This is a genomic window from Lactiplantibacillus sp. 3062 (genome assembly GCF_055413545.1).
In genome coordinates, this window is record NZ_JBVAYE010000016.1 from 25,062 (window position 1) to 38,035 (window position 12,974).

The 12,974-nt window shown below is 39.9% G+C and carries 23 protein-coding genes and 1 tRNA gene; 4 read left to right on the forward strand and 20 right to left on the reverse strand.

The genetic code is table 11. From position 1 onward, the window contains the following. Positions 1–188: 188 nt before the first annotated feature. From ACWQAU_RS14450 to ACWQAU_RS14525, 16 genes are all read right to left on the reverse strand, one after another. On the reverse strand, positions 189–701 hold the full coding sequence (locus tag ACWQAU_RS14450) for an HNH endonuclease (RefSeq protein ID WP_056988426.1): 513 nt from the start codon (positions 699–701) through the stop codon (positions 189–191). Next, positions 670–849 carry a hypothetical protein gene (locus ACWQAU_RS14455; protein ID WP_063485443.1) on the reverse strand — a complete coding sequence of 60 codons (180 nt, stop codon included), beginning with the start codon at positions 847–849 and terminating at the stop codon, positions 670–672. The genes ACWQAU_RS14450 and ACWQAU_RS14455 overlap by 32 nt, the downstream gene beginning before the upstream one ends. An 82-nt stretch (positions 850–931) precedes the next feature. Further along, entirely contained in the window at positions 932–1,855 is a 924-nt protein-coding gene (locus tag ACWQAU_RS14460; RefSeq protein WP_063485444.1) for a hypothetical protein, read from the reverse strand. Between the two features lie 1,051 nt (positions 1,856–2,906). Beyond that, positions 2,907–3,332: a transcriptional regulator gene (locus ACWQAU_RS14465; protein WP_079111805.1), complete on the reverse strand. Its 426-nt coding sequence runs from the start codon at positions 3,330–3,332 to the stop codon at positions 2,907–2,909. Positions 3,333–3,773: 441 nt separating this feature from the next. Further along, positions 3,774–4,844, reverse strand: a complete 1,071-nt coding sequence (locus ACWQAU_RS14470; RefSeq protein ID WP_079111806.1) for a DNA cytosine methyltransferase — start codon at positions 4,842–4,844, stop codon at positions 3,774–3,776. Between the two features lie 4 nt (positions 4,845–4,848). Next, positions 4,849–5,007: a hypothetical protein gene (locus tag ACWQAU_RS14475; protein WP_022638754.1), complete on the reverse strand. Its 159-nt coding sequence runs from the start codon at positions 5,005–5,007 to the stop codon at positions 4,849–4,851. Continuing rightward, positions 5,000–5,194 carry a hypothetical protein gene (locus tag ACWQAU_RS14480; RefSeq protein ID WP_024971545.1) on the reverse strand — a complete coding sequence of 65 codons (195 nt, stop codon included), beginning with the start codon at positions 5,192–5,194 and terminating at the stop codon, positions 5,000–5,002. The genes ACWQAU_RS14475 and ACWQAU_RS14480 overlap by 8 nt, the downstream gene beginning before the upstream one ends. Before the next feature lie 3 nt (positions 5,195–5,197). After that, positions 5,198–5,509, reverse strand: a complete 312-nt coding sequence (locus tag ACWQAU_RS14485) for a hypothetical protein (RefSeq protein WP_079111807.1) — start codon at positions 5,507–5,509, stop codon at positions 5,198–5,200. A gap of 2 nt (positions 5,510–5,511) precedes the next feature. Further along, a complete protein-coding gene (locus ACWQAU_RS14490; protein WP_079111808.1) occupies positions 5,512–5,814 on the reverse strand; it encodes a hypothetical protein in 303 nt (100 codons plus the stop codon). A 135-nt stretch (positions 5,815–5,949) separates the two neighbouring features. Further along, the gene (locus ACWQAU_RS14495) at positions 5,950–6,735 is read right to left on the reverse strand and encodes an ATP-binding protein (RefSeq protein ID WP_072534795.1); all 786 of its coding nucleotides are present in this window, start codon (positions 6,733–6,735) and stop codon (positions 5,950–5,952) included. Continuing rightward, the gene (locus ACWQAU_RS14500; protein ID WP_069137016.1) at positions 6,735–7,478 is read right to left on the reverse strand and encodes a replisome organizer; all 744 of its coding nucleotides are present in this window, start codon (positions 7,476–7,478) and stop codon (positions 6,735–6,737) included. Before ACWQAU_RS14500 ends, ACWQAU_RS14495 begins: the two co-directional genes overlap by 1 nt. Before the next feature lie 102 nt (positions 7,479–7,580). Next, entirely contained in the window at positions 7,581–7,838 is a 258-nt protein-coding gene (locus ACWQAU_RS14505) for a hypothetical protein (protein ID WP_033098960.1), read from the reverse strand. Beyond that, on the reverse strand, positions 7,838–8,008 hold the full coding sequence (locus ACWQAU_RS14510; protein WP_162920430.1) for a hypothetical protein: 171 nt from the start codon (positions 8,006–8,008) through the stop codon (positions 7,838–7,840). The genes ACWQAU_RS14505 and ACWQAU_RS14510 overlap by 1 nt, the downstream gene beginning before the upstream one ends. A gap of 283 nt (positions 8,009–8,291) precedes the next feature. Next, positions 8,292–8,492 (reverse strand): hypothetical protein, encoded by a 201-nt coding sequence (locus tag ACWQAU_RS14515; protein WP_003641371.1) that lies wholly within the window; start codon positions 8,490–8,492, stop codon positions 8,292–8,294. A 2-nt stretch (positions 8,493–8,494) separates the two neighbouring features. Beyond that, positions 8,495–8,749 carry a hypothetical protein gene (locus ACWQAU_RS14520; RefSeq protein ID WP_063722546.1) on the reverse strand — a complete coding sequence of 85 codons (255 nt, stop codon included), beginning with the start codon at positions 8,747–8,749 and terminating at the stop codon, positions 8,495–8,497. A 142-nt stretch (positions 8,750–8,891) separates the two neighbouring features. After that, a complete protein-coding gene (locus tag ACWQAU_RS14525; protein WP_079111809.1) occupies positions 8,892–9,152 on the reverse strand; it encodes a hypothetical protein in 261 nt (86 codons plus the stop codon). A 57-nt stretch (positions 9,153–9,209) separates the two neighbouring features. Here ACWQAU_RS14525 and ACWQAU_RS14530 point away from each other — a divergent pair, with 57 nt between their 5' ends. Beyond that, positions 9,210–9,536, forward strand: coding sequence for a hypothetical protein (locus tag ACWQAU_RS14530; RefSeq protein WP_015380501.1), 327 nt, complete (start codon positions 9,210–9,212; stop codon positions 9,534–9,536). Here ACWQAU_RS14530 and ACWQAU_RS14535 read toward each other — a convergent pair. The 4 genes from ACWQAU_RS14535 to ACWQAU_RS14550 are packed head-to-tail and all read right to left on the reverse strand — an operon-like array spanning position 9,508 to position 10,844. Beyond that, a complete protein-coding gene (locus ACWQAU_RS14535) occupies positions 9,508–9,639 on the reverse strand; it encodes a hypothetical protein (RefSeq protein WP_015380502.1) in 132 nt (43 codons plus the stop codon). The genes ACWQAU_RS14530 and ACWQAU_RS14535 overlap by 29 nt on opposite strands. A gap of 12 nt (positions 9,640–9,651) precedes the next feature. Beyond that, positions 9,652–9,861, reverse strand: a complete 210-nt coding sequence (locus tag ACWQAU_RS14540; RefSeq protein ID WP_079111810.1) for a hypothetical protein — start codon at positions 9,859–9,861, stop codon at positions 9,652–9,654. Positions 9,862–9,872: 11 nt separating this feature from the next. Continuing rightward, positions 9,873–10,580 carry a Rha family transcriptional regulator gene (locus ACWQAU_RS14545; protein WP_063722542.1) on the reverse strand — a complete coding sequence of 236 codons (708 nt, stop codon included), beginning with the start codon at positions 10,578–10,580 and terminating at the stop codon, positions 9,873–9,875. A 15-nt stretch (positions 10,581–10,595) separates the two neighbouring features. Continuing rightward, entirely contained in the window at positions 10,596–10,844 is a 249-nt protein-coding gene (locus ACWQAU_RS14550) for a helix-turn-helix domain-containing protein (RefSeq protein WP_057138664.1), read from the reverse strand. A 168-nt stretch (positions 10,845–11,012) separates the two neighbouring features. Here ACWQAU_RS14550 and ACWQAU_RS14555 point away from each other — a divergent pair, with 168 nt between their 5' ends. The 3 genes from ACWQAU_RS14555 (at position 11,013) to ACWQAU_RS14565 (ending at position 12,941) form a co-directional block, all read left to right on the forward strand. Next, a complete protein-coding gene (locus ACWQAU_RS14555; RefSeq protein ID WP_057138663.1) occupies positions 11,013–11,687 on the forward strand; it encodes a helix-turn-helix domain-containing protein in 675 nt (224 codons plus the stop codon). Positions 11,688–11,816: 129 nt separating this feature from the next. Next, positions 11,817–12,692: a hypothetical protein gene (locus ACWQAU_RS14560; protein ID WP_079111812.1), complete on the forward strand. Its 876-nt coding sequence runs from the start codon at positions 11,817–11,819 to the stop codon at positions 12,690–12,692. Between the two features lie 156 nt (positions 12,693–12,848). After that, positions 12,849–12,941 (forward strand) — tRNA-Trp (locus ACWQAU_RS14565). Positions 12,942–12,974: the final 33 nt, after the last annotated feature.

Genomic DNA, 12,974 nt, shown 5'->3' on the forward strand with positions numbered 1-12,974 from the left:
GCCCCCCCTATGTTAAAATTTGAAAAATCAATTTTTTTGTAAGCTAAGATCAATGTGTGCGCTCTTCCTGGGACACGTTAGGGGGCGGGGGTTGTTTTAATAATCATCGTTACTAATTCATTCATAAATTTAGAGCCGCTCAAATCGAACGACAAGTGCCAATAAATTGATTGAACTTATTCCAAACTTTATTTCTCATTCATTAACACAACGATTGCTGACACATCATTGATCGGCGTTACGCTTTGCAGCTCTTTGCCTTGACCTGTGCCATAAGTTAGTTGTTCCCAGTCAGTCTTGAGTCGGTGACACTTACCGCAGATAACAGCTAAGTTATCAACGTTAGCTTTCAGTGTTTCGTCAAACTCAATTGGCACAATGTGGTCAACTGTCTTAGCAGGCGTGATGACGCCTTGCACTTTACAGTAAGCACACAAGTAATGGTCACGCTCTAGGACTTGTTGCCTTAGATGTGACCATTGCCTTGTCCGATAGAAGTTGTATTGCTGACGCTTATCCTCATTACGATAACGTGTAACCGTGTTGTACTTGTGTGTGTATTGTTTGTCATTGCTACGTGCCCAACGTTGCCGACTAGCCAAGTACTCAGCTTCATGCTCATAGTGATGTTGACAATAGTGGTCAGGGAAAGTGACCATTGCATGGCAGTTAGGATAACGGCATCTTCTTGTCCTTGGCATGTTGCTTTCTCCGTTTCTTTTCCAAACTAAAAGCGCCATGCTGTTTAGCACGACGCTTCTTATCCTTACACCATCTATCTAGCCGGGCATCTGCAGCTACCCATTCAGGCGGCTCGTACCCATAGTTACTGTGTATCATTATTGTCATTTCATACCACCACGACTTACTTTCCAATACTAACTGCTCGTCCGATATCTATTGATTAATCGGATATTTTGCTTGTTTATCATCATCTTTTATTGTTTTGCCGTCTTTTTTCCCAAATAAACGGTTCCTTGTTATTCTCATCTACAACCATAATATCTGTATTTTTATAATTTTCATTAAACAATTTCTCTTTCTCACTAAGGTCGTGTGTTACTACACCTTCTTGGAAATATTCCACTTTTGGAACATTGGATAATTTTAGAATTCCATTTTTATCTTTTATCAATTCAAACATTGCCAATCCAATTTCATTGCTATTCGTATGAAAAATAATGTCAATGCTTTGAATCTCATTAGGATAGTTATATAACTGGGCATAAGTAACTAATAATAGCTCATTTTCAGTGCTTTCCAGATTTGAAGCCTTGATACTTTCGTGCACAAGACTCCAATTCTTAGTGTCTCTTTTAAATGAATCCCATTCTGAATTATCGCCTTTACCCTCTTTGCCATTAATATTCGCACTTGATTTCTTATATTTACTGCAAACATTGTTATCTGCAACTAAACTAGTCACTAAAATACTGATATCGTAAACATTTTTCTTGTTAGAATTAATTATCGAAATGAAATTTGAATCTGAATAAAAATACTTTGATTCAAATTTCATCTTTTTTTGATGATCTTTACTTCCTAAAAGCTCCCGGGGCTGACATGAATGAACATACACTTTCTTTGAAGGTTCAAACGACATTCGAAAGAATAGGTAAAACTTAGGATGGTTATCATCCAAACGTGTTTTTTGTTCAGATTTCAATTGCATTTGAACGCCGTACAACCCAAGCAAGGCTCCTAAATAGCCACCCCAAAATCCAAGCCATCCATCATTACTAGAATCACCCAAAAAAACAGAGTTCAAAAAGTGCATACAAACAAGTAAGATTATAGGTATCACTCCTAGGGCCACAAATCCCCCAATAATTAATTTCCAATTTATATGTGCCATTTCAATTCCTCCAAACTACTCTAACTATACAAAAGCTCCCGCCAATAAGCGAGAGCCAGTTTGGAGATTGCCCGTTTTGGTGCCGTGGACGCGTTTAATGTGCTTGGTAGGGATTTGCACCCTACATAACAACACCATCCTGTGTTGCCTCTTAAAACGTCTACCTATTCCGCCACAAGCACAGCCAATGTAAACAAGACGATGGGAGTTCATGTTATGAAGGTAATTCCAAACACGACTCCAGCCCTATTCAGCAGTTTAGTGACGTGCTTGGGTCGTAAATGGCTCCGGTAGGATTTGCACCTACTCAGTCTCTCGACAACGGTTTTACAGACCGCCACAGCTCACTGTCTCTGTCGCAGAGCCAAACAAGTATCCGCATTGGTTTGCGTAGTTAGCTTTAGCTACGATAATTTTAAGCTACATGCTCATTAACGCCTACTAATTAAGAGCTACCTAATTAGCTGTTAATGCATTACAAGGCATGGGCTAGCACAATGGCTACCAACGTTCAGATGATTTAGGCATATTTTAAACATAATTTTGTTTTAGTATGTCTGTAGATTTATCCTACTGGTACTTGACTAGTCGTTTATAAACGGTATTACCGCTTCAACTACAACACCGACTTATTGAGAATCCCATTTGGTTCTGCTAGTTCTCACACTAACATTTACTTGGGCTTTGTGTCGGCACAACCGTCAATGCTTTTTATCTCAAACTTGCTGCTATAATCTGCATATCGAAACAGCTTTTTTTCACTGCAACCCAGTTGTATTAAAAATAGGTTCAATAATTATTAGGCTATCGTCTAATAACGATCGTTCAGTCGCAGACATGCTGGGCGGAATTATCAGTTCCTCATACACCAGCTTGATACTTAATATCGCCGGTAGGCCTCGAACCTACATCCCATTGTGGCTTACCAATTAGCCCACAGCGATTACCAGTCTGTAATTTGGAGGATTACTTCATGCACGTCAATCACATTTGGCATACTACCAATTTAGCACGTTTGTAGGGGTCAAAAGTGCACGATTAGTGCACGTTTTTATATTTCATACAATCCAAACCCCTTAGCGCAATCGTTGATAAAAGTTTTCTTTAAGTCAAACGCTTTTCGACGGCTAACATTTATCATATGATTTGCAATTAATCCGTCAATTGTGTACTGCTGGTGTTTCTTAAAATATAGCTCATTTATAATTACTTCTGTATCGTGGCCAACGCCGTCTAAACAATCATCAATTACTTCTCGCTGACGCTTCAATGTGTTAATGCGCCGATCATCGTCAATTGTAATTAGTGTATTTAACGCCGTATCTGGGTATTTGTATTGTGCCTTGCCACCTCCAACATTATCATCACGTGGTACAGTTGGATAACGTAATTCCTGTTCACGTTTCTCGATATACTTGTCAATCTTGGGATAGTCACGTAGAATATCTTCAACTTTTCTAATCGTCGTTCGTTTCACTACCAATTCCCCTTTCAAATATTGTAGTCTAGCAGCGCACATGTTTAGGGTTGCCTAAATATATCGTGTGGTGTATATTATAGTTGCTTTAATTCCTAGCGCCGTATTCTCCTCAACAGATACGACGCTTTTATATGTTATACTGACAACGGTCATTCGAGTGGTCCTATGACTGGTCGCCTTAGTAGGCGGCTTTTTGTTTACTCTCGCGATCACTCAACTCCGCAATGTCAGCAATGAAGTCCTGGCCAATTTGTGCCTGTTGCTCATCAGTGCCGCGCTCTAAACTTAATCATCGTCGCCATCTCCTATCACTAGCAGGCCTGTGCCAATTGACTTAAGATCCATTCTATTGCTTCATATGATTCACTCATTTTTAATCCTCCCCGAACGCTTCAAACGCCCGCTTGCGTTCCTCGTTAGTTGGTTCCTTGACGATTATCATGGTAGCTTCATTCTCTCAGCAATTGCTTTAATAACAGGCACCGTCACACTATTACCAGCCTGCTTGTATAATTGGCTGTCACTTAATCCCGCTTGTCTGGCACGATTGAAGGCCCAATCCGGGAAGCCTTGTAGGCGCCAGCATTCAAGCGGCGTTAATTTTCTTATCCTTAGACCAGCGAGAATGTTGGTCTGCACAAAATTATTATCTTTAAAAGAACCTGCAGTAACCGTTGGCGAAATTGTTCTAGTGCCACCTTTGTTATAACCGTGTGGGTTAGATATTATCTTTGGCTCTCTTCCTCCACCTTGCATCGTACTTAATGTTGGCAAAATACCGCTAGGATCATAAATACGTCCCGGTTGTGGATTACCACCAAAATATTTGGTATTCATAAGATTGCCCACCTGCTTCACTTTCGGCGGTTCACTTTCAGCAACGTACGATCCTGATCCCTGCGCTTCCCCGTAACGGGCGGTAAGGGTATTTGTTGCGTCTGCCCGGCGATTAACTTCTCGGTCGTCTTGAACGATAGGAAATACTTGCTGGGTACGTCGTCCTCTAAGATGTCCGACAATGAAGATACGTTCCCGGTGCTGAGGGACGACTTCGGCTGAGTCAAGCACTGACCATTCGACATCGTACCCGATTTCATCCAATTCAATTTGAAGTTTGAGAAAGTCAAGCCCTCGGTTAATACTAAGTAAGTTTTTAACGTTCTCAATGAGTAAGTAGCTGGGTCTATCTTCTTCTTCGAGGTCTCTAATAAGCCCTGTAACTGTAAAAAACAAAGAACTACGCTTTCCGGCAGTGAATCCTTTTTGCTTACCGGCGACTGAGATGTCTTGGCATGGAAAGCCAAAGCACCAGCAGTCTGCTCTGGGTAACTCACTAGCTCTAACTGTTCGTATGTCACTTGCATTCCACACTCCTTTCACGTTATGAATTGCTTGGTAACTCTGCCGAGCGAACTTGTCCCACTCGACCCAGCCAACACATGTATGACCAGCTTGCTCCATTCCTAAATGAAAACCGCCGATACCAGCAAATAAGTCCAAAAACTTCATACGTTCAATCCTCCCCGAACGCCCGCTTATTAATGTTGTATGGCTCATATTCCTTGGCCAATTGCTTGCTATCTAATGCTTTAGCTTTGTTTGCTTCAGCGTGTTGCTTCATGCGCCGGTGCTTCCGTTTAATCGTTGAACGCTTCTTAGTGTGTTTAGGCATCTTCGTCCCTCCCAAAGGTATCATCAAATATTGCTGGTAAAATTGAATAAGCTTTTAAAGCTTCTTGATATTTCTCTTCACTTATCTGTTTATCTGGATTGATGTGAAATTGTGTTGTAGTTTGAATACCATATTTTTCATATATTTCTTGAAATAAATCCCGATACGTTTTAGCATTTCCGGACATAGCTCATAATCCTTCCGGTACACACTCTTTAATGTACGTGTCAAACTGCCGTTCAATTTCATGACTCTTTATGGCTAACTGATCCACTGTTTTTATGTGTTCACTACCAGTCCGGATTAAATACCCACGAAGCCAGCGCAATGCGTCCTCGACGTTTTTACAGTGTGCTAGGGGTACTTCTACCAGCCGATTAATACCAGACTTTTCATCGTAGCTATTTACCGGATGCCCATGGCTGTCTAATGACATCCTGTTAACCTTAACTTCGTATTTGTCACTAGTCAGATGATACTGGTCAATTTTCATATCAATCATGCTTATTTGTCCTCCGTAATGTAGTATTTGTTTTCGTCAATCGCACGAATACGTCTATCAATCCAACTGTTACTCCGTTTTAACTCCCGAGACGTCCTAGTTTTACCCTGCTTGCCTTCCATGACTAATTTAATGGCATTATACTGGGTACGCGTAATCTCCGTGTAATCGTCTGATACAGCTTTGATTCCAGGCATTTTATGCAAATTGCTTAGTTTGCTTGGTGGCACGTTATCCATGCTGCCATATCTCGCTTCTAGCTTATGAATTACTTCCAGTTCTTTAGGCCAATTTTTGCTCGCCATAGGCTAACTTCCTTTCAAGCTCCTGCTCGTAATGAGCATGTATCTCATTCGTACAATTTGGGCATGGTCCAAACGTGAAACCATAACTCCCAAGTGGTTGCTGAACAACTTTACTACCATGACATAATTCACAGCTCATACACTTCTGACTCCTTCCATGTTGTCAAACAGCAATTGACAGCTAGTATCCTTGGTATATAAGCGATCGATTGTTTTGCCATCATACATACTTTCTAATTGCTTACGTGTGTTGTTAGTCGTAATGATGGTTATATGTTTGACTTCGTTATGATCAAAATCGCAACGCGCATTTGCCACTTGATACATCAGTGTCTGCAAATCTTTGTGTACTGGCTTGTAGAACCCCTTTTCAGTTGGCTTACCGCCTTCAGTACCAAAATCATCTAAAACTAGAACATCAACGTTTTGCATGTCTTTTAAAACGTATAGTAACCGTTGACGTACGTCCGGTGCTTCGTATTTCTCATTTACCAGCCGTAGCAATTCAGCTGTCGAGACAAACATTGCTGTCTGTCCTGCGCTCATTAGCTGATACATAATTGCTAGCGCTAATGATGTTTTGCCAACTCCGGGTCCGCCTGCAAGCGCTACGTTGAACTGGTTAGTCTCTAATTGCCTAGCTAACTTAAATGCTTGATTACCAAGTTCTCTAGCTTTAGCTTGATTAGGCTGTTTATCAACCTGCCAATCATTAAAGCTAAATCGTAGTGGCACGCCTCCAGACCAGACTGACATGCGATAGTAATACCGTTTTCGGTTAGCAATTACGCCCGCATTCGCCCGATCAATTGTTTGATGATCCAATTCTTCTTTGGTTGGCAACTTAGTTGTATCAATGCCTCTAGCCGCTACTACTTTCTGAATCGTGGCTTGATTGAATAACTTCGTTACATTTTCCATTAGCCAAACCAGTCCTCTCGTGTTTGTGGCGCTGCTTTGTGACTTTGGTTACTTTGCTGATCTCTCTTAGCCCAATTACGAATGGTAGCCAAGTAATCTTTGTAGTGTTTACCACTAGATTGAACATACCCAGAGACTCGCTCAATACGATCTTGCCAGTCAGAAGGAAACTCCAATTTGAGTTTCTCTAATTGTTCATCCGTCAGTAAGACATTCTGGTATTGTCCATATTTGTGTCGTGCTGGTTTGGATTTTCCTGGTTTGGGCTTACCTGGTTCTATATACTTACCTTTACTATCCTTACCTAACCTATCCTTACCTAACCTAACCTCGGTATGACAATTGCCTACCAAGTGTCCGTCATTTGGTTGACAGTTGGCTGACACTTGACTACCGATGGGCAATTTACTATAACTAGCGTCTTCATTTAGCTCTAATTGTTTAAGCTCACTAGTATATTTCGTGGGGTGCTTACGATCTGATCGGATGTAATTATGAATATGCCAATCTTTAATCACAGTGACGCCATTCTCAAACGGAATAAGGTACTGCTTGGCTAACAAAATTTTTAAATCATCATCACTTGAACCAGTCATCCGCATAATGGATTTCGTATTACCCACAAACCCATCATCATCAGCATGCATATTCAAATGAAAATATAGTAGCTGAGCTGACTTAGGCATATCCATAAACAAATCAGAATCCGTGATCGTATTACTAAACATTCTCCTTTGTGCCATCTCTTAATCCTCCCTTATTTACTAGTAGGCATTCCACCCACCCGGTGTATTAGTCACTGCTGTATTTTTTAGTTCAAGCCAATTCGTTTTAGTGTTTATAAATCACATTTCAACACTATATTCAATTAATCCCAGCTTCTTTAAATTTTTCATAGCACGTGAAAAGTCATTAATGCTAATGCTGTTTTGACTTAGCAATTTGTATGTGTCACATTTTCCAAGTGCCAGTTCGCCAATTATCTGAATAGTCTTCAAATCATTTTGGCAAAGCAACCATTTTTCATATAGTGAGTTTATGTTTTTACTAAGATGACCAATGTCTGTAAAGTTTACGCTGATTCTGTATCCATTTTTAATCATTATTTCAGCTCCCTATTAAACATCCATGCATTCAAGCAAAACGCCATTGCCATATTATTTTGAATTAACAACCATTCTGGAGTTAATTCTTGTGGATCGATTGATGCAATCTGCGTAATACCATGAAGAATACAATCCTGTTGTTCTAAATAAGGTAATGGTTTTTCCATAACTACCGTCCTCTCTTTCTCAGCACTTGCAAACATTTCGAGTTAGCGTTAACATATACGCACACCTTGAATTGTTTTCTTGCTCCCTACTCTTGTAATCCACTCCAGTAGGGAGTATTTTTGTCTTTTAGCTTGCAAACGAGACTGCTTTGGAATAGAGTAGATATTAGTGTTAAGCATCTCTTCCATTAGTCCATCGTTAGCCGTTACTAGCGATGGCTTTTTTGCGCTCGTTTCCACTCGTGGAGTGGTAAAATTGATACTTCTTGCATGATCATTCCTCCTACTTGAGCACTTGAATACCATTGGTAATAATCTCGAATTGCTGTCCATTTTGTTCAACTACAGCCACATCTTTTTGAGTGCGCAATGTGAACGGGATTTTTTTAATATCCACTACTTTGCCAACACCGGCTTCTCGTATTAATTGGCCGCAACTATACTCAGCCTTGTAACTCACTCGATCACCTACATGAACTTTCATGATTATTCCTCCATTTCTAATGCTTCTTGCCAATCAATGACATATCCGCCACCAGGACACTTGCTAACTGAAATATCTTCTTCTGATAGTGTGTTGATAACGCCGACACTAATTCCAGACTTGTTCCAGATGATTGAGTGATGGCCTGACAAACTAGCAACATTCATTTTAGTTATTAAATCATTTGCTTGTGCCTTGTCAGCATTGGCAACTAATTTATTGCCAAGTCCAACAAATGCATCTGTGTCTCTTACCATTACTTTTCCTCCTTAAATTCCAAACCAGTTTCTAATCTCTCGGCGCTTGTACCACACGGTTGTTAGCGCCCAGGTTAATACCGCTACTTCTACCATGGAAATTCCTCCTTATGAATTGAATCATCATCTACCCGCCTAGGTTTTAATCACTTAAATTTTGATGATTCAATAACCATTTTTCGACTGCTGGAGCGTACCATTTGCCATCTTCTTCTGGCTTTGGGAAGCCCTCTTTGTCGCGATAGTGCTTGTCGAATGAATCTACTTTGATACCAAACTCAGAGTAGAAATCTTTACGTCCAATCATCTTGTGATCAACAGCCTGCTGAATACGCCCGTCCGCAACTCCCTGCTCATATGCTTGCGTGAAGAGTTTCGACAAAGCACTTATCAAACTGTCCATCCTGGTCACTCCTTTCGGTGTATAATTTTGTTATCCCAATTGATCGAGGTGACAAATATGGATGGTTTGGATAAACTGATGTCCGATTTTGATCGCATGAGCAACAATGCCAAAGAACTTGATGGCGATCATAAAGTTTCCTTTGAGAATTTATTTACCAATGATTTCTTGAACAAATATACAAGCTTCAAGACAACAGATGATTTGCTAAGCGCTATCCCGGCAGATAACGTTAAATCCTTTGATGATTTTGATAAACCTGTAGTTGACGAAATCATTAACAAAAATTCACAGTTTTCAAGTTTTACTGAAATGCGAGATGAAGCTATTGAATTTTATGTTCTAAATGGCTTATCTAATGGAACTTCATTTGATATTCAGTAATTTTGGACATCGTATTTTGAAGTTGTTTGACCTGGTCTGATGCCTCGTCAAGCAGCTTTTTTAATTCATCCAAACTTTCAATTGTTACATTTAATTGTTCCATCTAACTCACCTCCTATGCTGGCTGTTCATTTAAGTAAAGGTCGCTCATACCAAGCATGTCCGCTGCTTGTGCTAAAGCGTCATAGTTTGCCATTTGAACTTCGTTAACTGCGCTTGGCGACCACTCACCACCGTTAACCCGAGATTTAAGGTTAGGGTTCAACATCGTATCGTTATACTCAAGCAAGAATTTCAGTGCTTCACGTACATTTTCAAATTCCATTGTTTTACCTCCTATGCTGGCTCTTTGTCGAATCGAAGTGACATCTGTCGAATGATTGTCTTAGTTGCTGTAGATGGCTCCCAGTCGTTGATGAAGTCCATTACCATCTGGTAGTCCTTCTTGCGTAGCATTGACCGAGCGCTCACGTTAGCAATCTTCTTGACGCCACCGTTAATATCCTTAAATAACTCGCCACGTTGTTTCTTCGTAATGTGCCCATAACTGTGAGCTACTTCTGACACACGTTGGTTAACCCGGCGACTAAGCGCACTATATTCAGGATTAGGAATAACTTGGTTCTCTTTTAGGTCTTTCACATCGCCCTCTACACTGTCTAGGCGCTGATTAGTTTCCTCATTGGCTTGCAGCGCCAATCTGGCAATCTCTCGTGGCGATGTTGGCAATTTTGTTTGTTCTTCCATAGAGTTGAATGCCTCAATGTATTTGAGCTTGAACGCATCCGCCTTTTTACCTGTAAACCCGAAAGCAATGAAACTGAACCCGTCACGATTCATGTAATACATTGGATTAGATTTACCACTTCGGTCTTTATAAAATCCCTTGGAAAACATCGAATCGTACTGAGCCGAATTTTCGGCTGAGTCCAGTTTGTTTTGGATTGCCTCCATAACATGCTTATGTTGCTTGTCAAATACCTCTGCCACTTGCAAGCTACTAGTAACAGCTTGCTTATTCTTCATAATTACTAAATCATTCATGCGGATCATTCCTTTCTATGCTGGTTGTTTTTGTCGCGTTAATGCGACTTTTTCTGTTAAAAAAATATCAATCACTTCTTGATTTGTAAGAGGAATAAACTCTTGCATTTTTCTAATTTCGTCAATTGTAAATTTATTTCCACCATCCTTAAGCTTTCTGGACAGAGTGCTCCGGTTTATCCCTAATGCCACTGATAAAGATTCATGTGTGATATGGCGTTCAACCATCAATCCCTTGAGCCGGTCAATCTTAATATCTAACATATTAATACTCACTTCCTTTAAGTCGCATTAATGCGACTTGATGAACAAAGTATAATTCCACCTGTTGCGAAAGTCAACACAAAAATCGCAAAAATGCGATTTTTCTTTGTTGCATTTTTGCGACATGATGTTATACTTTATTTATCATATTAAGGGAGGATGTATTACATGAACGTTGGTGATAGGATGAAATCCATTCGAAAACAACAAGGAATTAGTGCTGACCAACTAGCAGAATCAATTGGTGTTTCTCGTTCAACTATATTTAGATATGAAAAAGGTGATATTGAAAAAATGCCAATTGAGGTTGTCGCTAATGTGGCTAGTTCCTTACATGTTTCACTCATTGATTTAATGGGAATATCCAATGATAGTATATCTGAAAAAATAACTGAAATTGTTTCAAAATTAAGCCCTGATCGTCAGCAAAATGTTTACAACTACGCTGACAATCAGTTGAAAGAACAAAATGGTAAAGTCGTTAACTTGCCACTCGTTGGTAAGTCAGCCGCTAACCCTACTGAATTGACTTATGGCGATGTAGAAATTGAACACGACGACTTCACAGACGTTCCACACGGGGCAGATACAGCCATCCGTATACAAGGCGATTCGATGGAGCCACTGATTCACGATGGTCAAATTATCTTCTACCATCAGCAAGAAGAAGTTGAGAATGGTGAAATTGCTATCGTTGAAATTGATGGAGACGGTGTTACTTGCAAGCAAATTTACTACGACTACACTTCCGATGAAGTCATCTTACGATCAATTAACAAAAAATACGAACCACGTCATGTTAAAGATGACCAGGTACGTATTATAGGCAGAGTTATATTATAGGAGCTTATTGCTCCTATGCTTTTACACCAAAAAGAACGCATGTTCTACATATTTAGCGGTATTATACTTACATAAGACCAGATACGGATGTCGGTAAAAGCTGAAATTCTATTTTTGGAGGAATTTGTTGTGGAAACATTAGGGGTATTGTCTTTTTTAGTATTTTTAATAGCAATTGTACTATTTATCGTGTCGACAATTGGATGGATTTTTAAGAAAGCTAAAGGCAAAGAACTAAGCAAATGGAAAAAGACGTCTATATATTCAATCGTTGTAGTGTTTCTTTCTTTTGCACTGCTATTATTTGCTGGAATAAAATCAACGAGTACATCTTCTAATGACAAGTCAAACGCTAGAAACACAACAGTTAGTGCTTCTTTGTATCAAAATAAAGTTGATAATGTAACTACCGTAAAGGGGACAGCCACTCCCGGAGCAACTGTTCATTTCAAGCCTACTAGTGAAGACGGAATTTCAGACACTGTAAAAGCCAATAAAAAAGGAAAGTTTAGTGACGATTACCTTGTTTCAGGAAAATATACTGTTTATGCTACATATCACGGTTATAAAAGTCCCAAGTCGCAATTGACTATTACTGAATATAAAGATTCTGACAGTAGTTCTAGTAGCAGTGACAGTAGTTCAGATACTAGTGATTCATACAATGCAACTGAAGGCGAAAATAACGCAGAAAAATATACTTATGGTGATTTTGTCAAGTCTGATGATTGGGTTGGAAAATCATATCATATTTCAAAGGCTGAAGTACTTCAAGCTGACGAAAAAGATGGCCAAACAGTCCTTCTAGTATACACAGACGATGATCCAGACCATACGTTTATGGTTGCCTATGATGGTAAAACACCAGCAGTCGAAGACGATTATGTGGACATTCAAGGTGTTTTTTCAAAGAGACAATCATATGATACCAAAATTGGTGGTAGCAACACCGTACCATCACTAGTTGCTAGTAAAATAACCGTTACTGGTAAAGATTCAGACTAGCTATGGAATTGCATGTAGGAACGTACAGCACACACGTGTTCGACTTTACCATTGTAATTGGTATCATTTGCTTCATAGCGCTATTCGCCATTTTAGCTTACTGGATCCACAAACGAAAGTAGCACCCTCGCCCACTACCAGCCTAGCGGGCAACATGCGAGCGTAGTTCAACGGTAGAACGTGTCCACTCCAAATAGAGTTCCCCTGCTCTTAACACCTACTATGCAGGTTCGACTCCTGCCGCTCGCATTGTACGTTAATAGCAAATAATTATGGAGGCAC